This is a genomic window from Streptomyces sp. NPDC015139 (genome assembly GCF_043079785.1).
GTDB classification, from domain to species: Bacteria; Actinomycetota; Actinomycetes; order Streptomycetales; family Streptomycetaceae; genus Streptomyces; species Streptomyces albidocamelliae.
Genome location: NZ_JBIBUW010000010.1, coordinates 275,912 through 298,298, shown reverse-complemented (window position 1 = coordinate 298,298; position 22,387 = coordinate 275,912). Strand labels below are relative to the sequence as shown.

Sequence of the window (22,387 nt, the reverse complement as noted above, 5' to 3'; positions counted from 1 at the left end):
CTACAGCAGAGGCTTGGCGAGGGAGTGGGTCACCGTTTCATAGCCGAGTGAGGCGTACAGCCGCTCGGCCGGGGTGTTGCCCGCGAAGACGTTGAGGCCGAGGACCGGGCGGCCTGCCTCGATCGCCTGGCGCTCGGCCAGCAGCATGAGCGTACGGCCGTGGCCCCGGCCGCGGTGCACCGCGTCGATCCGGACGTCGTACACGAAGGCCGCGGCCTCCTGGAGGGCCAGCCAGAGCGTGCCGACAGGGGTCCCGTCGTGCTCCAGAGCGCTGAAGACCACCCCGTCGGTGGCGAGGCCCCGCGGCAGCAGCCGCGCGTGGTCGTCGGCCGCCTTGGCGCGGGCCACGGCCTCGGGGACGCCCCGCTCGATCCACTGGCGGGCGTAGTTCTCGCCCTCGTGCTCCCGCCACGCCTCGAACTCGGCCTCCGTCATGGGCCGCGCCCGGCTGCCGGGCGGCAGTTCGGGCGGGGTGGTGCCGAGGCGCTTCTCCATGCCCCGGTTGCGCACGGTGTACCCCAGGGTGTCGAACAGCCGCAGGGCGGCCTCCGCGGCGGCGGGGACGACCGTCTCGATCTGCCGGCAGCCCCAGCCGCGCGCCACCTCCTCCGCGGCCAGCGCGGCCACCGTGCCCCGGCCGCGCCGCCGGTCAGGTTCCTCGACCCGCAGCTCCAGGACGCGCGCCACGGAGGCGCCGAGGGAGAGTGAGGTGCCGAGATGGATCTCGCCGACGGGACGGCTGTTCACACACACCTGGAAACGGCGTGAACGGGTCCCGTCGGTGTGGTGCCGGAGCGGCTCGCTCGGCCGCAGGGTCGTGGTCATCACTGGTGTTCTACCCGCACCGGCCGGTCCCGTCAGCTCGTTTTCCGCCTCGGGAAAGGGCGTTCGCGCGCCACTGCCGGTTCACGAGCCCGGTGACGCCCCTCCCGCGGCCGCCTGGATCAGGGGTCGAGGTCCTGCCCGGCCCGCTCGTCGAAGATCCGCATGGCCTTGGCGGTCACCGGGCCCGGGGCGCCGTCCAGCTCCTGGTCGTCCACGCGGTGCACCGCCTGCACGTCCCGCAGGGTGGAGGTCAGGAAGACCTCGTCGGCCCGGTCGAGCACGTCCAGCGGCAGGTCGGTCTCCCTGGCGCCCGTCCACTCGATCGCCAGGGCGCGGGTGATGCCGGGCAGACAGCCCGAGGCGACCGGCGGGGTGTGGATCTCGCCGTCCAGGACGACGAAGACGTTCGAGCCGGTGCCCTCGCAGAGCTGCCCGACCGTGTTGCCGAACAGCGCCTCGGAGGCGCCGTGTTGGTGGGCGCGGGCCAGGGCGACCACGTTCTCGGCGTACGAGGTGGTCTTCAGGCCGGTCAGCGCGCCCCGCTCGTTGCGCGTCCACGGGACCGTGATCACGGCCGTGACGTCCGGCCGGCGGGTGGTCTCGCCGACGGCGGCGAACAGGGTCGGGCCGTGCTCGCCGCGGTCGGAGCCGAGCGGGCCGTGGCCTCCGGTGTAGGTGATCCGCAGCCGGCCGAGCGGCATCGGGTTGGCCTCCAGCACGGCCGCGCAGGCCTCGCGCACCTCGCCGTGGTCGGGGTCGGGCAGCCCGAGGCCACGGGCGGACCGGGTCAGCCGGTCCAGGTGCCGGGTGAGGGCGAAGGGTTTGCCGTGGACCGCCTTCACCGTCTCGAAGATGCCGTCGCCGACCGTCAGTCCGTGGTCGAAGACGGAGACACGCGCGGACTCCAGGTCCCGCAGCTCGCCGTCCAGCCAGATCTTCATGCGAACGCCCTTCCGCTCTCCTCGTACGTCCCCGACGCTACCGCCAGCAGCCGGGACGCCTTCAGCTCGGTCTCCCGCCACTCGCCGTCGGGGTCCGACCCCCAGGTGATGCCGGCGCCGGTGCCGAAGCGCAGGACGCCCTCGGCGCGGTCGATCCAGAAGGTCCGGATGCCGACCGCGAGCTCGCCGGTGCCCCGGTCGGCGTCCACCCAGCCGATGCCGCCGCAGTACGGACCGCGCGGGGCCGTCTCCAGGGCCTCGATGATCCGCAGCGCGCTCGACTTCGGCGCACCGGTCACCGAACCGGGCGGGAAGGCCGCCGCGAGCAGCTCGGGCCATCCGGCGCCCTCCCCCAGCTCGCCCCGGACCGTGGACACCAGGTGGACCAGGCCGGGGTGCTTCTCCACCGCGCACAGGTCGGGCACCGAGACGCTGCCGGTCGCGCAGACGCGTCCGATGTCGTTGCGGACGAGGTCCACGATCATCACGTTCTCGGCGTAGTCCTTCTCCAGCAGATCCGCCTCGGTGCGCCCGGTGCCCTTGATGGGGCCGGACTCCACGACCCTGCCGTCCCGGCGCAGGAACAGCTCGGGCGAGGCGGTGGCGATCTCCACGCCGTGCTCCGGCAGACGGATCGTCCCCCCGTACGGCGCCGGGTTGCCGCGGGCGAGCAGCGAGGTCAGGGCGTCCACGTCGGCGTCGGGGGCGACGGGCGCGCTGAGCACCCGGCAGAGGTTGGCCTGGTAGACCTCGCCGGCCGCGATGTGCTCGCGTATCCGGCGGACGGCCGCCGTGTACGCGGGGCGGTCCAGGGAGGTGGTCCACTCCCCCACGGCCGGTCCCCGCCAGCCGCCCGGCACCGGCGCGGGCACCGGCTCCTCCCGTACGTCGGCGAAGCGGGCGCAGGTGAGGCGGCCCTCGAAGTCCGCGCAGACGGCCCAGAAACCGGTGGAGTCCAGCGCGGCCGGATCGCTGGTGACGTCGAGGAGGCCGGTGGCGACGCGGTCACCGAAGCGGGCCAGCGCAGAGAGCCGGGAGGCGGGGCCGGAAAGGTGGTGGAGCACATGGTCGAGTCTAGGTCGGGTGTCGGACAGGTGGCCCGGGGATGTCCCGGCGGGGGCCCTGACCACGGGGTCCGCCGGATGCACCGCAGCACGCTGCGCAAACGCGTTTTTGTACTGGCCCGGGAATCCGCTAGAGTTCAACACGTCGCCGGGACGCGGAAGCGGACCGAAACGACAGGCGGACGTAGCTCAGTTGGTAGAGCGCAACCTTGCCAAGGTTGAGGTCGCGAGTTCGAGCCTCGTCGTCCGCTCGAAGGAAGAAGGGGTCATCCCGATCCCCTACACTCCTGGTGGAGTGGCCGAGAGGCGAGGCAACGGCCTGCAAAGCCGTCTACACGGGTTCAAATCCCGTCTCCACCTCCAAGGACGATTAGCTCAGCGGGAGAGCGCTTCCCTGACACGGAAGAGGTCACTGGTTCAATCCCAGTATCGTCCACTGGATCTTCTTCGAAGGTCCGAGGGTCTTCTCGAAGATCCGCACCCCGCGCGATTAGCTCAGCGGGAGAGCGCTTCCCTGACACGGAAGAGGTCACTGGTTCAATCCCAGTATCGCGCACCGACTGTGACTCCAGGGTCACAGCCCGCGGACGATTAGCTCAGCGGGAGAGCGCTTCCCTGACACGGAAGAGGTCACTGGTTCAATCCCAGTATCGTCCACACTCCGGAGCCCCCGGCCGTCTCGTACGGCCGGGGGCTTCGTCGTGCGCGCTCAGCTGGAGAAGAGCATGTGGCCGAAGCTCTTGTGACGGTGGTGCCCGTAGGTGCCGTGGCCGCCGCCGTGGTGGCCGCCGCCGTGCGGGGCTCCCCAGGCGGGCGCGGAGGGAGCGGCCGGGTACGCCTGCGGGGCCGGCGGGGGCGGCGGCGCGGGCTGGGTCCACTGGGACTCCAGGCGGGTCAGCGACTCCAGCTCGCCGTAGTCGAGGAAGATGCCGCGGCAGCCGCTGCACTGCTCGATCTGGACGCCATTGCGGTTGTAGGTGTGCATCGGCGCATGGCACTTCGGACACTGCATGGTCGGCTCAACTCCTCGCCGGTCGGTCGTGCTTCGTGTTTCCCCAGGACAGACTCCGTCCGGCCCCGGGCGGTTGCAGCCTAGTCCGACAATCCGGTGGTCAACTGGCGGGGGACGGGCGTCATTCGCTCGCAGGCGTCGACCAGGGCCTGCTCCACCTCGTCCAGCGGGCGGTCCGCGGCGAGCGCCTTGGTGATCGTCAGGGCGGCCGTCTGCACGGTGAGCGCGCGGGCCGGGACGTCCAGGGCGGCCCACGGGTCGCCGTCCGGGGGCACGGCCGGGCCGCCCGCCCGCCGGTAGGCGGTCAGGAAGCGGGTCCACTCGTCGGGCGGGAGGAGTCCGCAGGCGTACCAGGCGGCGGGGCGCGCGAGGTCCCAGGCCGGGACGCCGACGCCCAGGTCGTCCACGTCGATGAGCCGCCAGGGCCCGTCGGGGGCCGGATGCCGGACGAGCTGGCCGAGATGGAGATCGCCGTGGCAGAGGGCGGCCGGTCCTGGCATGGGCACCTCCGCCCTGGCCCAGGCGGGGAGTCCGGTCCAGGCCCGGAGCACGGGTGCGGCGGCCGCGCGGGCGGCGGCCTCGTGGGGGCTGCCCCGCAGGGCGGTGCGGAGCCGGCGGACGGCACGGGCGGCCTTCACGGGGCCCCGCATGGGGGGCAGGGCGGTGACCGGGCCCACCGGGCGGCCGGGGCTCGGACCGCCGGCCCCCGGGGCGAGCGGATCGGTGCCGTGCAGGCGGGCCAGCAGCGTGGCGGCGGCCTCCCAGGGGGCCGCGTCGGGGTCGTCCGGGTCGACGGGGGCGCCGTACGGCCAGAAGGTCACCAGGCGGTCGCGCAGGGGAACCGGGGCCGGGGTGAGCGGGGCGAGGAGGACGTCGGGGAGGCGCGCCGCCACGGCCAGGCGGAGGTCCAGCTCGGCGGGCTCGGTGTCGGGGGCATGCGCCTTGGCGACGGTGCCGGCGTGCCGGACGACCGTGGCGTCGGGGCGGTCGGCGAGGGTGACGGGTGCGCCGCACGCGCAGGCGGCCGCGCCGGTGCGGCGGTGGGCGGCGGCTTCGGCCTGCGCGGTGAGTGCGGGAAGGAGGCTCACGGGTCCCTCGGGGTCGGGCGGGAGTGCGGGGTGAGCGTACGCGGGCGGGGGCGCGGGGCGCACGGGCTCCGGTGCGGCGGGTTGCGCGGTGCCCCGAGCGGCTGGGCGGACACCTCGCGCGGCCGCGTGGCGACCGGTGCCGCTGCGCGAACGCTGACGCGGGTTGCGCGGTGACCGGAACCGCTGGGCGGACACCTGGCGCGGGTTGTGCGGTGACCGGTGCCGCTGTGCCGACAGCTGACGTGGACTGCAGGGTGACCGGTGCCGCTGGCCCGACATCCGACGCAGGCCGCGCGGCGACCGGCGTCGCTCTCGGGCGGAGCTCGGGCCGCCCGTGCTCGCGGGGTGCCGCTGCGCCCTCCCGTGCCGCCCCAGCCGCGCGGCTGCCCGCGGCCGGGGCCGGAAACGGCGCAATGCCGGCGCAGCTCCCCAGCTGCGCCGGCATTCGTGCCGTCCGTCGCACCCCCGTCCCCACGGGGTTTCATGGATGGATGTCCCTGCCCGGACCGCTCTTCCGGGCCTGGGGTCGCCGCTCAGCGCCCCAGCATCGCACCCACGGACGACGCCTGTGTGGCCACCGTCTCCCAGCCGTCGAAGACGAGGAGGAGCAGGGCCGCCAGGGGAAGGGCCATGAGTGTCGCCACCAAGGGGTGGCGACGGCCCGTCCGGCGGGGGGCGAACATCGTGCGTCGCGGTGCCGTGTGGGCCATGGTCCCTCTCCTGACCGTCTGTGTGGTTCTCGGCAAGCGGCGGGTGACCGACCTCGGGGGACGAGTGCTGCACCCGCCGCTTGACCTCAAATCTAGGCGTGGGGCCGATCCGGGGCGTCATGCCTTCGTACCGATTGGCGGGCCTCCCGGAGGATGAGCCACGACCCGCGAGGTACTCCCCAGGGTGGAGACGCGGTCCCGCGTCTCGGGGTCTTCCCCGAGGGGGCGCCCTTGGTGTCCCGTCATGTCGGATCCGTCCGGCGGGCCGGACGGAGTGACTTCGATCACTCGCAGCGGGGGCGGTAGGGGGTCCGCGGGAGGTGGGTGATCCACTTCGGGCGCGGTTCGCCGAACCCTTCGCGTCGGTCCGGCGGCGGGCGCCCCGCCCCGCCGGCTCGCCGCCGCCGTGATCCCAACCTCCCCTTCCTGCCGCCCGGTTGCTCACTCGGCCTGCTCAAGACCGGCGTGTACGACGGGTTCCTGACCGCCTTTCACGTGGCACATGCGGCGGCCACAATCCGTTCGGCCCCGAGGGCGCGGCCTCTGCGCGCAGGCGGCCACGGAAACGTAAGCTGTGCCACGTCACAGGGACCGGGCAGCGGGGATGAACATGGCGATGATGCGCCTGAGGCGCGAGGACCCGCGCGTCGTCGGCTCGTTCAGGCTTCACCGACGGCTCGGCGCGGGCGGAATGGGCGTGGTCTACCTCGGGTCCGACAAGAAGGGCCAGCGGGTCGCGCTCAAGGTGATCCGGCCCGATCTCGCGGAGGACCAGGAGTTCCGGTCCCGGTTCGCGCGCGAGGTCTCGGCGGCCCGGCGGATCCGGGGCGGCTGCACGGCCCGGCTGGTCGCCGCCGACCTGGACGCCGAGCGGCCCTGGTTCGCCACCCAGTACGTGCCCGGCCCCTCCCTGCACGACAAGGTCGCCGACGCGGGGGCGCTCGGCGCCGCGGACACGGCGGCGATCGGCGCCGCCCTGTCCGAGGGGCTGGTCGCCGTGCACGAGGCCGGTGTCGTCCACCGCGACCTCAAGCCCTCCAACATCCTGCTGTCCCCCAAGGGGCCGCGGATCATCGACTTCGGCATCGCCTGGGCCACCGGCGCCTCCACGCTCACCCACGTGGGCACCGCGGTCGGCTCCCCCGGCTTCCTCGCCCCGGAGCAGGTGCGCGGCGCGGCGGTGACCCCGGCGACGGACGTCTTCTCGCTGGGCGCGACGCTGGCGTACGCCTCGACCGGTGACTCCCCCTTCGGGCACGGCAGTTCCGAGGTGATGCTGTACCGCGTGGTGCACGAGGAGCCCCAGCTGTACGGCGTGCCGGACGCTCTCGCCCCGCTGGTGCGGGCCTGCCTGGCGAAGAACCCCGAGGACCGGCCGAGCACCCTGCAGCTGTCGCTGCGGCTGAAGGAGATCGCCGCCCGGGAGGCGCAGGGACTGGCCGACGCGAGGCCGCCGGGGCCCCGCGCGGAGGAGGCGGACCGGCCCACCGGGCGGCTCGTCGACACCTATCCGGACCAGCAGCGGCGCGCCTCTCCCCCTACTCCGGTGCCGCGTGGCGGTGTCCCGTCCCGCGGCGGCGCTCCGTCACGCGGCGGGGTGCCCTCCCGGGGCGGCGGCACGCGGGGCGGAGGCCCGGCCTCCCGCCCGGGTGGCGCCCGTACGACCCCGGCGCCGCGCGGCGCCGGCGCGCGCTCCCACACCGGTAGCCGTCCCGCTCAGCGCGGTGGTGCGCGGCGTCCGGGGCAGCAGCGCGCGACGGGCACCGGGCGGCGGCCGGCCAATCCGCGGCTGCTGCGGCAGCGGTTGTTCGTGTTCGTGGTGGTGACGCTGCTCGTGGCGCTCGGCATCGCGGTGGCGCAGGGCTGCCAGGGTCCGGCGCGCGGGCTCGGCGGTGACGGCGGCCGACGGCAGGCGCAGCCGAGCCACGCGCCGCTCGACGGCGCCACGCCGCTCGAAAGCTCCGGGCCGCTCGACGGCGGTGTGCCGACGGCCGGCGGTGCCGGGTCGGCGCCGGGCCGGGACCTCGGCAGGTGAGCGCCGCAGGGGCGGCTCAGGCCTCCGGCCGGCCGGTCGCCACCGCGTAGAAGGCCACGGCTGCCGCGGCGCCCACGTTGAGGGAGTCGACGCCGTGGGACATGGGGATACGGACCCATTCGTCGGCGGCGACCAGGGCCTGGGTGGACAGCCCGTCGCCCTCGGCGCCGAGCATGAGCGCCACCCGGTCCATCCGGTGCGGGGCGGCCTCGTCGAGGCTGCGGGCCTTCTCGTCCGGGGTGAGCGCGAGCAGGGTGAACCCCGCCTCGCGGACCGACTCCAGCCCCTTCGGCCAGGTCTCCAGCCGCGCGTACGGCACGGAGAACACCGCGCCCATGGAGACCTTGACGCTGCGGCGGTACAGCGGGTCGGCGCAGTCCGGTGAGAGCAGGACCGCGTCCATGCCGAGGGCGGCGGCCGAACGGAAGATCGCGCCGATGTTGGTGTGGTCGTTGACCGACTCCATGATCACCACCCGGCGGGCGGAGCGGAGCAGCTCGGCGGCCGTCGGCAGGGGCTTGCGCTGCATGGACGCGAGGGCCCCGCGGTGGACGTGGTAGCCGGTGACGCGTTCGGCCAGGTCGGGGCTGACGGCGTACACCGGGGCCGGGAGTTCGTCGATGACGTCGCGCATGACGTCGACCCACTTGGCCGAGAGCAGCATGGAGCGCATCTCGTAGCCCGCTTCCTTGGCCCTGCGGATGACCTTCTCGCCCTCGGCGATGAACAGGCCCTCGGCCGGTTCGCGCTTGCGGCGCAGCTCGACGTCGGTCAGGCCCGTGTAGTCGGAGAGGCGGGGGTCGTCGGGGTCGTCGACGGTGATGAGATCGGCCACAGGGTGATACTGCCTTGTCCTGGGTGTGGTGCCAACGGCTGGGAGCGGGTGGGTTACCCGGGGTTACGCGTGATCGAGCCACGCGCGGCCCGGGTGTCAGGCGGGAGTGCCGGGGCCGACCTGCACGACCTCGCCGATGACGATGACCGCCGGGGGCTTCACGTCCTCGGTGCGAACGGTCTCGGCGACGGTGGCGAGGGTGGCGTCCACCCGGCGCTGGGCGGCCGTGGTGCCCTCCTGGACCAGGGCGACCGGCGTGCCGGGGGACCTGCCGTGCGCGACGAGCGTCTCGGCGATCTTCCCGATCTTGTCCACGCCCATCAGGACCACCAGCGTGCCGGTGAGCTTGGCCAGGGACGGCCAGTCGACCAGCGAACGCTCGTCGTCGGGGGCCACGTGCCCGCTGACCACGGTGAACTCGTGGGCGACGCCCCGGTGGGTGACCGGGATGCCCGCGGCGCCCGGTACCGAGATCGAGCTGGAGATGCCGGGGACCACCGTGCAGGGGATGCCGGCCTCGGCGAGCGCCTGGACCTCCTCCATGCCCCGGCCGAAGACGAACGGGTCGCCGCCCTTGAGACGGACGACCGACTTGCCCTGCTTGGCGTGCTCGATCAGCGCGTCGTTGATGGCCTCCTGGGCCATGTAGCGGCCGTACGGGATCTTCGCCGCGTCGATCACCTCGACGTGCGGGGGGAGTTCGGCGAGCAGGTCGCGCGGGCCGAGCCGGTCGGCGATGACGACGTCCGCCTCGGCGAGCAGCCGGCGGCCGCGGACGGTGATCAGATCGGGGTCGCCGGGGCCGCCGCCGACCAGGGCGACGCCGGACGTGCGGGTGCGGTGGTGCGGGGCGACGAGCGTGCCGTCGCGCAGGCCCTCCACGACCGCGTCCCGGATGGCGGCGGTGTGGCGGGGGTCGCGGCCGCGCGCGTCGGTGGTGAGCACCGCGACGGTGACGCCCTCGCTGTGCCCGGTCGCCGGGGTCCAGGCGGTCGCCCGGTCGGCGTCGTCGGAGCGGACGCACCAGACGCGGTGCCGTTCCGCCTCGGCGGAGGCCGCGGTGTTGGCGTCCGGGTCGCTGGTGGCAATGAGGGCGTACCAGGCGTCGGCGAGGTCGCCGTCCGCGTACCCCCGCCGCACCCAGGTGATCTCGCCGGTGTCCGCCATGGCCTCGACGGAGGGAGTCGCCTCGGGAGAGACGAGCACGATGTCCGCGCCCGCGGCGATGAGCGCCGGCAGGCGTCGCTGCGCCACCTGACCGCCGCCGAGGACGACCACGCGACGGCCGGAGAGGCGGAGGCCTACGGGGTAGGCGGGGTGTTCGGCCATGAGGTACGGCTCCTCGTGCAGCTGTGGGACGGGCGCGCTGGTGAGATGGGCGCGCTGCAACTCCGGAGCGGCCCTGACGTGCGGATTTTATGCCGTGGGCACGGCGGACGGCCAAGGCGGTCCGGCAGCTGAACACCGGACCGCCCCGTCGCGCGACGGCTACTTCTCCGTGACGCCCGCCGAGTCGAAGGTGGCCACCTCGTGCATCGCCCGTGCCGTGCTCTGCACCAACGGCAGGGCGAGCAGGGCGCCCGTGCCCTCGCCGAGACGGAGGTCGAGGTCGACCAGGGGGCGCAGGCCGAGCCTGTTGAGCGCGGCCACGTGCCCGGGCTCCGCGCTGCGGTGACCCGCGATGCAGGCCGCGAGGACCTCGGGGGCGATGGCACGGGCGACCAGGGCCGCGGCACCGGCGCTGACGCCGTCCAGGATCACCGGCGTACGCAGCGAGGCGCCACCGAGGAGCAGTCCGACCATGGCCGCGTGCTCGAAGCCGCCGATGGCCGCGAGGACGCCGATGGGGTCCGCCGGGTCCGGCTGGTGGAACTCCAGGGCGCGGCGGACGACGTCGGTCTTGCGGGCGAGCGTCTCGTCGTTGATGCCCGTGCCGCGTCCGGTCACCTCCGCCGGGTCGGCGCCGGTGAAGACGGAGATCAGCGCCGCGGACGCGGTGGTGTTGGCGATGCCCATCTCTCCGGTGAGCAGCGCCTTGTTGCCGGCCGCCACCAGGTCGCGGGCGGTCTCGATGCCCACCTCGATGGCCGCCTTGGCCTCTTCACGGGTCATCGCGGGACCGGTGGTCATGTCGGACGTGCCGCCGCGAATCTTGCGGGGCAGCAGACCCGGGGTGGCGGGGAGGTCGGCGACGACACCGACGTCCACGACGCACACCTCGGCGCCGACCTGGTTGGCGAAGGCGTTGCAGACCGCTCCCCCGCCCAGGAAGTTGGCCACCATCTGGGCGGTGACCTCCTGCGGCCACGGGGTGACGCCCTGGGCGTGCACGCCGTGGTCGCCCGCGAAGATCGCGACGGCGGCGGGCTCCGGGATCGGCGGCGGGCACTGCCGGGACAGCCCGGACAGCTGCGCGGAGATGATCTCCAGCATGCCGAGCGCGCCGGCCGGCTTGGTCATGCGCTTCTGGCGCTCCCACGCCTCGCCGAGCGCCTTGGCGTCGAGCGGGCGGATCTGTGCGACGGTCTCGGCGAGCAGGTCGTGGGGTTCCTCTCCGGGCAGGGCGCGGCGGCCGTACGTCTCCTCGTGCACCACCCAGGACAGGGGGCGCCGCTTGGACCAGCCGGCCTGCATCAGCTCGGGCTCGTCCGGGAACTCGTCGACGTACCCGACGCACAGGTAGGCGACGACCTCCAGGTGCTCGGGCAGGCCGAGCGAGCGGACCATCTCCCGCTCGTCGAAGAAGCTGACCCAGCCGACGCCGAGGCCTTCGGCGCGGGCGGCGAGCCAGAGGTTCTCCACCGCGAGCGCCGAGGAGTAGGGCGCCATCTGCGGCTGGGTGTGCCGGCCGAGGGTGTGCCGGCCGCCGCGGGTGGGGTCGGCGGTGACGACGATGTTGACCGGGGTGTCGAGGATGGCCTCGATCTTCAGTTCCTTGAACTGCTTCGCCCGGCCCTTGGGCAGCGACTTGGCGTACGCCTCGCGCTGCCGCATCGCCAGTTCGTGCATGGTGCGCCGGGTCTCGGCGGACCGGATGACGACGAAGTCCCAGGGCTGCGAGTGGCCCACGGAGGGCGCCGTGTGGGCCGCCTCCAGGACGCGCAGCAGCACCTCGTGCGGGATCGGGTCGCCGCGGAAGCCGTTGCGGATGTCGCGGCGCTCGCGCATGACCTTGAGCACGGCTTCGCGTTCGGCGTCGTCGTAGCCGGGCGCCGCCGGGCCGGTGGACCGCTCTGCCTCTGCCACGTCGGCCGTGCTCTCTTCCTGGTCGGCCGCCCTGGTCCGCAGGTCGTCCGCGTGCTGTACGACATCGGGGTGCTCGGCGTCCGGCGCGGCCGGCACGACGGCCGGCTCGCCCTCGCGCGGCGCGGGCACCGTGGCGGCGACCGGCTCCGGCTGCTCCTGCGGACCCTGGAGGTCCTGGAGCCTGTCCGCGGGGAGGACGAGGGGCTGCGGCGGGGTCGGCGCGAGGTGCGGTGTGGTCGGCACCTGGCCCTCCACCGGCACGAACCGGCCGAGCGGCTGCTCCGGCTGCGGCGCCGGCGGAACCTCCGCGGCCGGCGCGTCGGCGGAGGCCGGCTGGTCGGGGGCTTCCGGGTGCGCGCCCGCGATGGCGGCGGCCGTTCCGAGGTGCGCGGTCGTCTCCTCGGCGGGGGCGGGCACGGGCTGCTGCTGCTCGGCGGGCAACGTCTGGGGGCCGGCCGGGGCGACGGGCTCGACGGCCTGCTCGGGGGCGGCCTGGACCACGGTGTCGGGGTGGGCCTGCGGCTCCGGGGCGACCGGCGGCTGGGGCTGCGGCGCGGTGGGCGGCGCCTCGGCGGGGCCGGCCGGCTGCGGATCCTGGGCGACGTGGGGGTGCGGCTCCGGCGCGCCCTCCGCCTCGACGACGGCCGGGACCGGTACGGCGTCCTCGGCGGGGGCGGCCACGGGAACCGCCGGCACGGGAGCCCCGGCCGCGGTCTCCTCGGCTCCGGTCTGCTCCGGTACGGCGACGGGGGTGACGTACTCGGACGGCTCGGCGGGCTCGGTCGGCTGTACCGGCGCCGGCTCGGTCACCTGGAGGGCGACGGCTTCGGGCACCGGCTGCTCGGCCGCGGGCTGCGCCTCGGGGAACTCTCCCACCCCGGCGGCGGGGTCGGCCTCCAGCTCCCCGGCCTGCGCGGCATCCTCGGCGGCGACCGCGGGCGGCTCGGGCTGCCGGGCGTCGGCGACCTCGGTGGTGGCCTCGGCGGCAATCTGGCCGGAACCGGCCGCCTCGGGTTCGGCCACGACGACGGCCTCGGCGTGCACCGGAGCCTGCGCCGCGTCGGCGGCCTGCTCGCCCACGCCCTGCTCGGGGGCCTCGACCTGCTGGACCGTCTGCGGAGCGGCGTCCGGCTGCTGAGCGGGATCCGCCTGCTGAGCGAGATCCGGCTGCTGAGCGAGATCCAGCTGCTGAGCGAGATCCGGCTGCTGAGCGAGATCCAGCTGCTGAGCGGGCACGATCGCCTCGGCCGGCACGTCCTCGGCGTCCGCCTCCCGGGCGTCCACCGCCTGGACGACGGGACCCGGCTCGGCCGCACCCGCCTCCTGGACCGGCGCGGCCGCCTCGGCGGCACCGGTCGCGTCGGCGGTCTGCCCGGCCTCGGCGACGACGGGCGTGACGTCTTCTTCCGGTGCGGCTGCGGCACCCTCGACCGGCTGCCCGCCCTGCGCGGCCTCGGGCGCCGCGGCGACCTCGACTTCGCCGGGAGCGCCGGCTGCCGGCACGGCCTCGGCGGCGGGGACCTCGGGGCCCTGCTCCGGGGGAGCCGTGTACACACCGTCGTGACCGTGGGCGGGCTGCACGCCGTCGTGACCGTGCACGACCTGGGCCGGTGCCTGGGCGGCGGCCTGGGTGGCGAGACGGGCGATGGTGGCCTGCGCGGCGCCGGTCTGCTCGGCCTGCTCGGCGGCGGCGTCGGCCACGGGGACGGCGGCCGGGTCAACCGTTTCGGCAGCCGGTGCCTGCGCGCCGACCTGTACCGCGGCCACGGGCGTCGGGCCCGCGTCGGCCGGGGCGTGGGCGGCGGGCGCGGCACCCCACGGGGCGGCGCTCTGCGGGGCCATGTCGCGCAGGGGCTGCGCGTCGAAGTACTCGGGACCGGCGGTCTGCCCGGGCTGCCGTACCGGTGCTCCGGCGGGCCCGCGGTCGGCGAGGGAGCGGACCGGACTCGCGGAGGCGTCGGGGATCGGCGGGCCGAGGTGCAGCGGGCGGCGGGCCTGCTGCTGGGCGGCCGCCGGGTCGTGCGGCGTCGAGAGGATGGGCGACGACGTCGTGGACGCCGGGGCCGGGCTGGGCAGGCGGACACCGCTGAGGTCGACCGAGCCGCTGTCCCGGCCCGCCGTCTCGTGCGGGCCCGGCTGGTGGACGGCCTCGACCACCGGTTCCGGAGCGGGTGGCGGCACTTCGTTGCCCCACGCGCCCTGGGCACCCGGCAGCAGCAGGTCTTCGTCCTCGGCCGGCGCCTCGGACAGGTAGGTGTACGCACCGTGCGCGGGAACGCCCGGCTGTTCCACCATGCCTGCGCTCTCCGGCTGCCCCTCGCCCGGGACCTGGCCGGTGTCCGTCATGCGTACCCCTCGCCCATCGGTTAGTGCTCCTACGACCAGCTCACCCGGAACGGCGCACCGACCGCCCCGTAGTGAAGAACGAGCGTCCGTGCCCAGCGGCACGAACGACCCGCCCAAAAAAGGCGACAAAGCCATTCAGTGGCATTGTCCCGGCCGTTCGGCCGTCGCGACAGCATGATCCGCGACAGCCCGCTGTGGACTGCGCCACGTTGCGCGTCCTCCGGTTGCGCAGTACCGCACCCACCCCAAAACGGGCGCGCGATCCGGACATTGGCGAACGAAGTCCGGGCCACCCGGTGCGGTACAACGATCGGCCAGCCTACCGCGCCGGTACGACAACAGGATCACGGGGCGCGATCGGGCAGTACCCCGCTGAGCAGGAACGCAACGTTCCGCTCGGTCTCCGTCCAGGCCCGGGTGTCGAGTTCGACGGACTGCAGCAGGGCGCACTCGACGCGGTATCCGTGCTCGGTCAGATCGCGGCCGACGAGTTCGGCCGCGTCGCGGGTCGCGGCGTGCGTGACGATGCGCTGCGGGCGCCGGTCGGCGACCGCGGAGACGACGGCCGCTCCCCCGCCACCGACCCGTACGACGTCGGGCTCGGGCAGGTTTTCGAGCACGTGCGGGGCGGTGCCGTGGATCACCTGGAGCTGGACGCCGAAGTGACGCGCGGCCGCGTCGGTCCGCTCGCAGGCCCGCGGCAGCCGGTCGACGGCGATGACGGCGGCACCGGCGCGGGCGGCCTCGACGGCGAACGCGCCGGAGCCGCAGCCGATGTCCCAGACAAGGTCGCCGACGCGGGGTCCGAGACGGGCGAGTTGGGCGGCCCGCAGCAGTTCCGTCTCGCCCTCCCCGAGGCCGCCGCCGTACGTCTCGTCGGGCTGGACCCAGCCGCGCGGGCCGGTGGCGGGGTCGCGGCCGGCGATCCAGCCGCCGCCCTCGGCCGGGCCGGCCGGTGGGGCGGTTCCGCCGATGACGATGACCACGTTGGGGTCGCGCCAGCTGTGGTCGGCCGCCTTGTCGGAGGTGACGACGCTGACCTGTTCGCGTTCGGTGCCCAGCTCCTCGCAGATGACGAAGGTGCGGTGGACGCCCTCCAGCAGCAGGCCCAGTTCGGCGGGGCCGGCGCCCGGCGCGGTGAGGACGGCGACCTTGGTGTGGGCGCGGCAGACGTTCACGGCCCGGCGCAGGGTGCGCGGGTGGGCGACGACCACCTGGGCGTCGTCCCAGGGCATGCCGGCGCGGGCGAAGGCGGTGGCGACGGAGGAGACGGCGGGGACGACCTCGACCTCCAGGCCGAACTCCGGGGCGCGCAGGGTGCGTACGACACCGAAGAAACCGGGGTCGCCGTCGGCGAGGACGACGGCGGTGCCGCGGTGCGCGGCGATGCGGCGGGCGCCGAGGGCGAGGCTGCCGAGGCGGATGCGTTCGGCGGCGGGCGGGACCTCGGGCAGCGCCAGGTGGTGGGCCGCGCCGGCCACGAGCGTGGCGGCGCCGAGGGCGAAGCGTGCCGCGGCGGTCAGCGGCGAGCCGTCCCAGCCGATCACCGTGACCCGGTCGGCCATCGTCGTGTGTCTCCAGATGTGCGCAGGTCGTCAGGGCCAGGGGCCCTCGGTCGGGCTTCGTGAGACTACCCGGTGGGGCGGCCGGACGCGCGGCCGGGCCGGGCCCGCGGGCGAAGCGGGCGTCAGTTCCAGTCGGAGTAGGAGGTGAAGCCGCTGGTGTCGGCGAGCTGCTCGTCGGTGCCTTCGAGGTCCTCCGGGAGGAGGCTCCACACGATGAAGTCGGTGCGCATGTCGGTCCAGGTGCCGTCCTCGGTGCGCACGTGGACTATGCAGGCGTTGCGCAGGACACCCTCACTGATGCAGCCGATCTTCTGGGCGACCTGCTGGGAGGCGGTGTTGTCCGCGGCGGTGCGCAGCTCGATGCGCTCGAACTTCTGGTCGCCGAAGAGCCATTGCGCGGTGGCGAGGGCGGCCTCGGAGGCGTACCCCTCGCCGCGGGCCCAGGGGGCGACGATGTAGGACAGCTCGGTGGCACGGATCCGCCAGTCGGTCTTGGTGAGCTGGACGATGCCGACCAGGCGCTGGGTGAGGAACTCGGTGACGGCGAGGTCGAGGCCGTGGCCGGAGGTGCGTTCGGCGGGGGCGTACTGGGTGATCCAGTGCCGGGCACCGGCCTCGGTGAACGGCTGGGGGACGTCGGTCCAGGCGGCGATCTGCTCGTCGTTCATCATCTCGGCCAGTGCGGGCACGTCGTCCTCGTCGAGGGGACGCAGCACCAACCGCTCCGTGCTGATGGAGATGTTGGGGAAGGTGCTAGTCATGCGCCGCTCCGTAACCTTCGGGAAAACGTTGATGGGCCATCAGGACCGTCGGGGGCGACCCCGCTGAACTGCCCAGCATGCAGCATGAAACCCCTGAACCGCACGACGGGGTCCACTCCTTGTGAGGGAGTGGACCCCGTGCGTCGCGAAACGCCGTTCACGCCTGGTGTCGGCTCCAGGGGGCCGGAACGGCCGGAGGGATCAGAAGGACGGGATGACCGAGCCCTGGTACTTGTCCTCGATGAACTTCTTGACCTCGGGCGAGGTGAGGAGCTTCGCGAGCTTCTTCACCCGCGGGTCCTTCTCGTCGCCCTTCTTCACGGCGAGGAAGTTGCCGTACGGGCTGTTCTTCGCGGACTCCAGGATCAGCGCGTCCTCGGCGGGCTTGATGCCGGAGGAGATGGCGTAGTTGCCGTTGATCACGGCCGCGTCCACGTCGTCCAGGGAGCGCGCGGTCTGGGCCGCCTCGACCTCCTTGAACTTCAGGTTCCGCGGGTTCTTGGTGATGTCCGCCGGGGTGGCCTCGGTGCCGACGCCGTCCTTGAGGGTGATGAGGCCGTTGGCGGCGAGCAGCTTCAGGGCGCGGGCCTCGTTGACGGCGTCGTTCGGGACGGCGACGGTCGCACCGCTCTTCAGGGCGTCGGTCTTCTTCACCTTGTGGGAGTAGAGGCCGAGCGGCTCCAGGTGCACCGTGACGACGGGCACGATGTGGGTGCCGCGCTTCTTGTTGAAGTCGTCGAGGTACGGCTGGTTCTGGAAGTAGTTGGCACCGACGGAGCCGTCCTCGGTCGCCGTGTTCGGCGTGATGTAGTCGGTGAACTCCTTGACCTCGAGGTCGAGGCCGGCCTTCGACGCCAGGTTCTTCTTGACGAAGTCGAGGATCTGGGCGTGCGGGGTCGGGCTCGCGGCGACGACCAGCGGGCCGCTGTAGTCGGCGGAGGAGGCGGAGTCCTTGCCGGAGCCGCAGGCGGTCAGCCCGAGGGTGAGGGCTCCGGTGGCGAGGACGGCGGCGGTGATCTTGGCGGTGTTACGCACGAAAAGTGCCTTTCCTGATGGGTGGTGCGACCCCGTGTCGGGTGGACGGGGAGTCTGGGGAGAAAGCGGTGCTCAGCTCTTGCCGACCGCGTCGGCGGCGGCCGGGCCGGCGAGGACGCCGCGCAGGGGCCTGAAGAGGAGCAGGCCGCCGGAACCGCCGCTGCGGCGGTGCAGGGAGCGGGCCGCGAAGTCGCCGACGACCTGGAGCAGGGAGATGACGACCGCGAGGATGGCCACGGTGATCCACATCATGCCGGTCTCGAAGCGCTGGTAGCCGTAGCGGACGGCGACGTCGCCTAGGCCGCCGGCACCGACCGTGCCCGCCATGGCCGAGTAGCCGATGAGGGCGATGATCGTGGTCGTGGCACCCGAGATGAGCGAGGGGAGCGCCTCGGGCACGAGGACGCTGCGGACGACCTTCCAGGTGCTGCCGCCCATGGACTGCACGGCCTCGACGAGTCCGCCGTCCACTTCCCGGACGGACATCTCCACCAGGCGGGCGAAGAACGGGATGGCGCCGATGGCGAGCGGCACGATCGCGGCCTCGCGGCCGATGGTGGTGCCGGTGATCCACCGGGTGAAGGTCATCAGCGCGACCATGAGGATGATGAACGGCATCGAGCGGGCGACGTTCACGATCTGCCCGATGACCTTGTTCACCACGACGTTGCGCAGCTGCCCGCCCCGGTCGGTGAGCACGAGGAGGATGCCGAGCGGGAGTCCGCCGACGACGGCGATCAGCGTGGACCAGCCGACCATGTAGAGCGTGTCCCAACACGCCTGGGACAGCACCGGCTGCATCTCGGACCAGGTCACTTCGCACCCTCCTTGACCAGCAGGGGCGCAGCGCCCTCGTGGTCGACGACATCGATCTGCAGGCCCTGTTCGCGCAGGAAGCCGACCGGCACCACGTTGTCCTCGTAGCGGCCGGGCAGCTCGATGCGCATGCGGCCGATCTGGAGACCGCCGACGGTGTCGATGGCGGCGCCGAGGATCGAGATGTCGACGTTGTAGGTGCGCGAGAGCTGGGAGATGACCGGCTGGGTGGCGGCCTCGCCGTGGAAGGTGACGTCCAGGACGGTCCGCTCGGCACCGGAGGCCTCGCCGCCGACCGGGAACAGCGCGGCGGCCAGCTCGGAGCCCGGGGTGGCCAGCAGCTCGCTGACCGTGCCGGACTCCACGATCCGGCCCCGCTCCATGAGGGCGGCGGAGTCGCAGACCGACTTCACGACGTCCATCTCGTGGGTGATGAGCAGGACGGTCAGGCCCAGCTGCCGGTTCAGGTCGCGCAGCAGCTGGAGGATGGAGCGGGTGGTCTCCGGGTCGAGGGCGCTGGTGGCCTCGTCGGAGAGCAGCACCTTGGGGTCGCCGGCGAGGGCGCGGGCGATGCCGACGCGCTGCTTCTGCCCGCCGGAGAGCTGGGCGGGGTAGGCCTTGGCCTTGTCGGCCAGGCCGACCAGGTCCAGCAGTTCCAGGGCCTTGCGGGAGCGTTCCCGGCCGGACCTGCCGAGGATCTCCAGGGGCAGTTCGACGTTGTCCTGGACGGTGCGCGAGGACAGCAGGTTGAAGTGCTGGAAGACCATGCCGATGCTGCTGCGGGCCCGGCGCAGTTCCCGGCCGGCGCGCGGTCCGCGGCCGGCCAGGGCGGTGAGGTCCTGTCCGGCGACGGTCACGGTGCCGGTGGTGGGGCGCTCCAGCAGGTTGACGCAGCGGATGAGGGAGGACTTGCCGGCGCCGGACTGTCCGATGACGCCGTAGACCTCGCCTTCGCGGACATGGAGATCGACGCCGTCGAGGGCGGTGACCTCACGGCCGCGGGAGCGGTAGACCTTGGTCAGGCCCGAGGTGGTGATCACGTGGGTTTTCCGTCACTGTCGAGTGCGCGGGGCATGGGTGTGCCCTGGCACGGGTGCATTGCGTGCGTTCGTTCAGGGACGCGGCACGGTTCTCGCGGAGGCGGTGCGACCGGGGAGAACGCCGTGTGCGCGGGGCGGCCGGCGATCGCGCTCGTGAATCGGCGCGGGGCAGGCCGTGGCTCTCGCTTCGGGGCGCGAGGCTCAGGTGGTGCGGGGGCCCTCTAGAAGGCGCACATTCGGCACGGACACATACAACGAGCACCGGGCGTCGTGGTCGCCTCGGTCGCAGGGATGCGGCTGCTCGTGGTGGTCATGCGATCAGTAAAGCAGACCTACGGTGCTGACCGGTGACCGCTGTCCGCATAGTGGACAGCGGCGGACACCCGGGGCGTGGGCTCAGCGGCGGACGGCGATCTCGACTCCGGCGGAGGTGACCAGTGCGGACAGGGCCGAGAGGTCCTTCACCACCAGGTCGGCGTCCAGCTCCTGCGCGCGGTGGGTTGTGGCCAAGGCCACGGTGGTCATACCGGCCGCCCGGCCCGCCCGGAGTCCGGCGGGGGCGTCCTCGAAGACGACGCAGTGTGCCGGGTCCACGCCGAGCCGGCGGGCCGCGAGCAGATAGGGCTCGGGGTCGGGCTTGCCGCGGGTGACGTCGTCGGCGGAGATGAGGGACTTCGGGCGTATGCCCACGGCGTCGAGGCGGGCCTCGGCGAGGCGGCCGGTGGCGGAGGTGACCACGGCCCAGCGGTCGGCGGGCAGGGAGTCCAGGAAGTCCCGGGTGCCGGGCAGCAGCCGTACTCCCCCGTTCGGCACGTCCTCGACCTCCAGCTGCTCGACGCGGGCCACGGCCTCGGGGACCAGGTGGGCGGGCAGCAGGTCGCCGACGATCTCCACCGCGGTGCGCCCGTGCAGCTCCACGCGCCCGAACTGCTCGGCGGTGATCCCGTACTCGCCGGCCCAGCGGGTCCAGCAGCGCTCGACGGAGTCGAGGGAGGAGACCAGGGTGCCGTCGTTGTCGAACAAAAGGGCGTGTGCGTGGATCGTCATGGTCTAGACCCTACGGCGTACGACGGGGGCGGCGGCGGGGGCCCGATTCCGCCGTAATAAGGTCACCGCATGCTCAATGCCCTGACGCTGGTGACCGGCGTCGCCGCGCTGCTGCTCGCCGCCTGGTGCGGCTGGGCCGCCCACCGGGACCAGCCGACCAAGGACTGGCACTTCATCGGCATGGCCGTGGTGTCGCTGCTCGCGGTGATCCAGCTGGTCGTCGGGATCGTGCAGCTGGCGCGGGGCGAGAAGCCGGACCAGGGCACGGTGATCTTCGTGGCCTATCTGCTGGGCGCCTTCGCGTGCGTCCCCGCGGCCGGGTTCATGTCCCTGTCCGAGCGCACGCGCTGGGGCTCGGTGACGGCCGCGGCGGGCGGCGTGGTCCTCGCGGTGCTCGAAGTACGGCTCTACGACATCTGGGGAGGCTGAGGTGACGGCGGTGGAGGAGAAGCCGGCCCGGCTGATCGGCGGGCCGGGCATGCTGCTCGTCTGGTTCTACGGCGTGATGGTGGTCGGCGCGGTGTCGCGGTCGGCCTACCAGATCGCGACGGACTTCGGCCGGGCACCGCTGGCGTACTCCCTGTCGGCGGTGGCCGGCGTGGTGTACGGCTTCATCACGTACACGCTGGTCCGCGGCGGCGAGACGGCCCGCCGGGCGGCCCTGGTGTGCTGCGCGGCGGAGCTCGTGGGCGTGCTGGTCGTGGGCACGTGGACCCTGGTCGAGCCGTCCGCGTTCCCCGACGCCACCGTGTGGTCGGACTACGGCATGGGCTACGTGTTCATCCCCGTGCTCCTGCCGCTCTCCGCCCTGTACTGGCTGCGGAAGGCGCGGGAGCGCCGGGCCGGCTGAGGAGGTCCGGCCGGGCGCGGACGCGCCGCGCTCTTCGCGCGCCGTCCCGCGCCGCTTCCGGGCGTTCGGCTCAGGCGGTCTGGGCGTACGTACCGGCCTGCTTCTCCAGCACGATCATCTCCACGCCGTCGGCGCCCTGCGACCGGCCCACCGTCTGGTAGCCGGAGCGGCGGTACAGGCGGAGGCTGCCCTCGCTGCGGTGGCCGGTGTGGAGGCGGAACCGGGTGGCGCCGCGCTGCTCGGACAGGGCCGTCTCGGCCGCGCGCAGCAGCCGGGCGCCGATGCCGTGGCCCTGGAGGCGCGGGTGGACGCAGAGCTTGCCGATGGCGGCCGCGCCGTCCTCGGTGACCTTGCCGCGCACGGAGCCGACCACCTCGTCGCCGAGCCGGGCGACGAAGACGCAGTCGGCGGCGACCTCCTGACGGACGGAGTCCAGCGTCTGGACGAGCGGGTCGATGCGGTAGTTGCCGTACAGCGCCGCCTCGCTCTGGAAGCACAGGTACTGGAGCTTGAAGATCTGCTCCGTGTCCTGCTCGGTCGCCACCGAGATGGTCACGCTCATGCCCATGTGCGCACGCCTCCCGCTCACCTGATCACCTGTCGTCCCCCACTCCTATCCCCGCGCTTCGCGGGAAGCAACCTCCGGGGTGAGCAAACGACGCAGACAACCAAGACATCTGGAGCGTTCCGGGCCGAGACTGCCCTGTGAGATACCCAACTCCCCCGCGATCTCCCGGTATGTGAGGTCCTGTGGGGAGAGCAGTGCCTCCAGGAGACGGGGGCAGCGGCCGGGCAGCCGGCGCACCGCGTCCCGCAGTGCGCGGTGCCGGGCGGCCCTGAGGGCGAGCTGCTCGGGACCGGGCCGGTCGTCGTCCACCGGCTCGGCGCCGTAGGGACGTTCGAGGCGGGTGGTGCGGCGGGCGCGGCGGGCCTCGGCGCGGACGGCCTTGCGCAGCCAGCCCTGGGGGTCCGGCGGCGGCCCGTCACTCTCCAGCCGCTCCAGCAGACGGAGCCAGACGGCCTGCTCCAGATCGCCCGGCTCGCCCCCGGAGGCATGCGCCTCGGCCAGGGCCTCGGCGGTGAGCAGCGGATGCAGGTCGGCTACCAGTTCGTGTGTCATGTGCGAAACGACGAACCGCCCCGGCGGCGGGTTGCCGGGACGGCCCGTAGT

The 22,387-nt window shown here is 73.6% G+C and carries 20 protein-coding genes and 5 tRNA genes; 8 read left to right on the top strand and 17 right to left on the bottom strand.

The genetic code is table 11. From position 1 onward, the window contains the following. The 3 genes from ACF08B_RS26845 to ACF08B_RS26835 all read right to left on the bottom strand — a co-directional run bounded on the left by ACF08B_RS26845 (position 1) and on the right by ACF08B_RS26835 (position 2,830). Positions 1–825: a GNAT family N-acetyltransferase gene (locus ACF08B_RS26845; RefSeq protein WP_392319752.1), complete on the bottom strand. Its 825-nt coding sequence runs from the start codon at positions 823–825 to the stop codon at positions 1–3. A 119-nt stretch (positions 826–944) separates the two neighbouring features. Continuing rightward, positions 945–1,766 (bottom strand): aminotransferase class IV, encoded by an 822-nt coding sequence (locus ACF08B_RS26840; protein WP_392319751.1) that lies wholly within the window; start codon positions 1,764–1,766, stop codon positions 945–947. Next, the gene (locus ACF08B_RS26835) at positions 1,763–2,830 is read right to left on the bottom strand and encodes a chorismate-binding protein (protein WP_392319750.1); all 1,068 of its coding nucleotides are present in this window, start codon (positions 2,828–2,830) and stop codon (positions 1,763–1,765) included. Before ACF08B_RS26835 ends, ACF08B_RS26840 begins: the two co-directional genes overlap by 4 nt. Positions 2,831–3,008: 178 nt before the next feature. Between ACF08B_RS26835 and ACF08B_RS26830 the strand changes: the two genes are divergently transcribed. The 5 genes from ACF08B_RS26830 to ACF08B_RS26810 all read left to right on the top strand — a co-directional run bounded on the left by ACF08B_RS26830 (position 3,009) and on the right by ACF08B_RS26810 (position 3,487). Next, positions 3,009–3,081 (top strand) — tRNA-Gly (locus ACF08B_RS26830). Between the two features lie 38 nt (positions 3,082–3,119). Beyond that, a tRNA-Cys gene (locus ACF08B_RS26825) sits at positions 3,120–3,193 on the top strand. A 1-nt stretch (position 3,194) separates the two neighbouring features. After that, positions 3,195–3,266, top strand: a tRNA-Val gene (locus tag ACF08B_RS26820). A gap of 48 nt (positions 3,267–3,314) precedes the next feature. Then, a tRNA-Val gene (locus ACF08B_RS26815) sits at positions 3,315–3,386 on the top strand. Between the two features lie 29 nt (positions 3,387–3,415). Further along, positions 3,416–3,487: transfer RNA gene (locus tag ACF08B_RS26810), tRNA-Val, on the top strand. A 52-nt stretch (positions 3,488–3,539) separates the two neighbouring features. Here the strand turns inward: ACF08B_RS26810 and ACF08B_RS26805 are convergent. From ACF08B_RS26805 to ACF08B_RS26795, 3 genes are all read right to left on the bottom strand, one after another. Further along, a complete protein-coding gene (locus ACF08B_RS26805) occupies positions 3,540–3,842 on the bottom strand; it encodes a zf-TFIIB domain-containing protein (protein WP_392319749.1) in 303 nt (100 codons plus the stop codon). Positions 3,843–3,922: 80 nt separating this feature from the next. Beyond that, complete coding sequence (locus tag ACF08B_RS26800) at positions 3,923–4,930, bottom strand: phosphotransferase family protein (RefSeq protein ID WP_392319748.1); 1,008 nt, start codon at positions 4,928–4,930, stop codon at positions 3,923–3,925. A 533-nt stretch (positions 4,931–5,463) separates the two neighbouring features. Continuing rightward, a complete protein-coding gene (locus ACF08B_RS26795; RefSeq protein WP_392319747.1) occupies positions 5,464–5,640 on the bottom strand; it encodes a hypothetical protein in 177 nt (58 codons plus the stop codon). 604 nt (positions 5,641–6,244) lie between these two features. Between ACF08B_RS26795 and ACF08B_RS26790 the strand changes: the two genes are divergently transcribed. Further along, on the top strand, positions 6,245–7,675 hold the full coding sequence (locus ACF08B_RS26790; protein ID WP_392319746.1) for a protein kinase: 1,431 nt from the start codon (positions 6,245–6,247) through the stop codon (positions 7,673–7,675). A 16-nt stretch (positions 7,676–7,691) separates the two neighbouring features. Here ACF08B_RS26790 and ACF08B_RS26785 read toward each other — a convergent pair whose 3' ends face one another. From ACF08B_RS26785 to ACF08B_RS26745, 9 genes are all read right to left on the bottom strand, one after another. After that, positions 7,692–8,510: a TrmH family RNA methyltransferase gene (locus tag ACF08B_RS26785; RefSeq protein ID WP_392319745.1), complete on the bottom strand. Its 819-nt coding sequence runs from the start codon at positions 8,508–8,510 to the stop codon at positions 7,692–7,694. A gap of 96 nt (positions 8,511–8,606) precedes the next feature. Further along, the gene (gene cobA / locus ACF08B_RS26780) at positions 8,607–9,839 is read right to left on the bottom strand and encodes a uroporphyrinogen-III C-methyltransferase (RefSeq protein ID WP_392319744.1); all 1,233 of its coding nucleotides are present in this window, start codon (positions 9,837–9,839) and stop codon (positions 8,607–8,609) included. Positions 9,840–9,998: 159 nt separating this feature from the next. Further along, positions 9,999–14,102, bottom strand: a complete 4,104-nt coding sequence (gene cobT, locus ACF08B_RS26775; protein WP_392319743.1) for a nicotinate-nucleotide--dimethylbenzimidazole phosphoribosyltransferase — start codon at positions 14,100–14,102, stop codon at positions 9,999–10,001. A gap of 344 nt (positions 14,103–14,446) precedes the next feature. Beyond that, entirely contained in the window at positions 14,447–15,667 is a 1,221-nt protein-coding gene (gene cbiE, locus ACF08B_RS26770) for a precorrin-6y C5,15-methyltransferase (decarboxylating) subunit CbiE (protein WP_392319742.1), read from the bottom strand. A 122-nt stretch (positions 15,668–15,789) separates the two neighbouring features. Next, entirely contained in the window at positions 15,790–16,428 is a 639-nt protein-coding gene (locus ACF08B_RS26765; RefSeq protein WP_392319741.1) for a GNAT family N-acetyltransferase, read from the bottom strand. 201 nt (positions 16,429–16,629) lie between these two features. Further along, the gene (locus ACF08B_RS26760; protein ID WP_392319740.1) at positions 16,630–17,463 is read right to left on the bottom strand and encodes a MetQ/NlpA family ABC transporter substrate-binding protein; all 834 of its coding nucleotides are present in this window, start codon (positions 17,461–17,463) and stop codon (positions 16,630–16,632) included. 72 nt (positions 17,464–17,535) lie between these two features. Next, complete coding sequence (locus ACF08B_RS26755; protein WP_392319739.1) at positions 17,536–18,279, bottom strand: methionine ABC transporter permease; 744 nt, start codon at positions 18,277–18,279, stop codon at positions 17,536–17,538. Beyond that, on the bottom strand, positions 18,276–19,319 hold the full coding sequence (locus ACF08B_RS26750) for a methionine ABC transporter ATP-binding protein (protein WP_392319738.1): 1,044 nt from the start codon (positions 19,317–19,319) through the stop codon (positions 18,276–18,278). The genes ACF08B_RS26755 and ACF08B_RS26750 overlap by 4 nt, the downstream gene beginning before the upstream one ends. Before the next feature lie 396 nt (positions 19,320–19,715). Next, positions 19,716–20,366 (bottom strand): HAD family hydrolase, encoded by a 651-nt coding sequence (locus ACF08B_RS26745; protein WP_392319737.1) that lies wholly within the window; start codon positions 20,364–20,366, stop codon positions 19,716–19,718. A 69-nt stretch (positions 20,367–20,435) separates the two neighbouring features. Between ACF08B_RS26745 and ACF08B_RS26740 the strand changes: the two genes are divergently transcribed. Further along, complete coding sequence (locus ACF08B_RS26740; RefSeq protein ID WP_093479136.1) at positions 20,436–20,795, top strand: hypothetical protein; 360 nt, start codon at positions 20,436–20,438, stop codon at positions 20,793–20,795. A 1-nt stretch (position 20,796) separates the two neighbouring features. After that, a complete protein-coding gene (locus tag ACF08B_RS26735) occupies positions 20,797–21,216 on the top strand; it encodes a hypothetical protein (protein ID WP_333761226.1) in 420 nt (139 codons plus the stop codon). Between the two features lie 70 nt (positions 21,217–21,286). Here ACF08B_RS26735 and ACF08B_RS26730 read toward each other — a convergent pair whose 3' ends face one another. Both ACF08B_RS26730 and ACF08B_RS26725 read right to left on the bottom strand, forming a co-directional pair. Next, on the bottom strand, positions 21,287–21,784 hold the full coding sequence (locus tag ACF08B_RS26730) for a GNAT family N-acetyltransferase (protein ID WP_392319811.1): 498 nt from the start codon (positions 21,782–21,784) through the stop codon (positions 21,287–21,289). 45 nt (positions 21,785–21,829) lie between these two features. Beyond that, positions 21,830–22,336 carry an RNA polymerase sigma factor gene (locus ACF08B_RS26725; RefSeq protein ID WP_392319736.1) on the bottom strand — a complete coding sequence of 169 codons (507 nt, stop codon included), beginning with the start codon at positions 22,334–22,336 and terminating at the stop codon, positions 21,830–21,832. Positions 22,337–22,387: the final 51 nt, after the last annotated feature.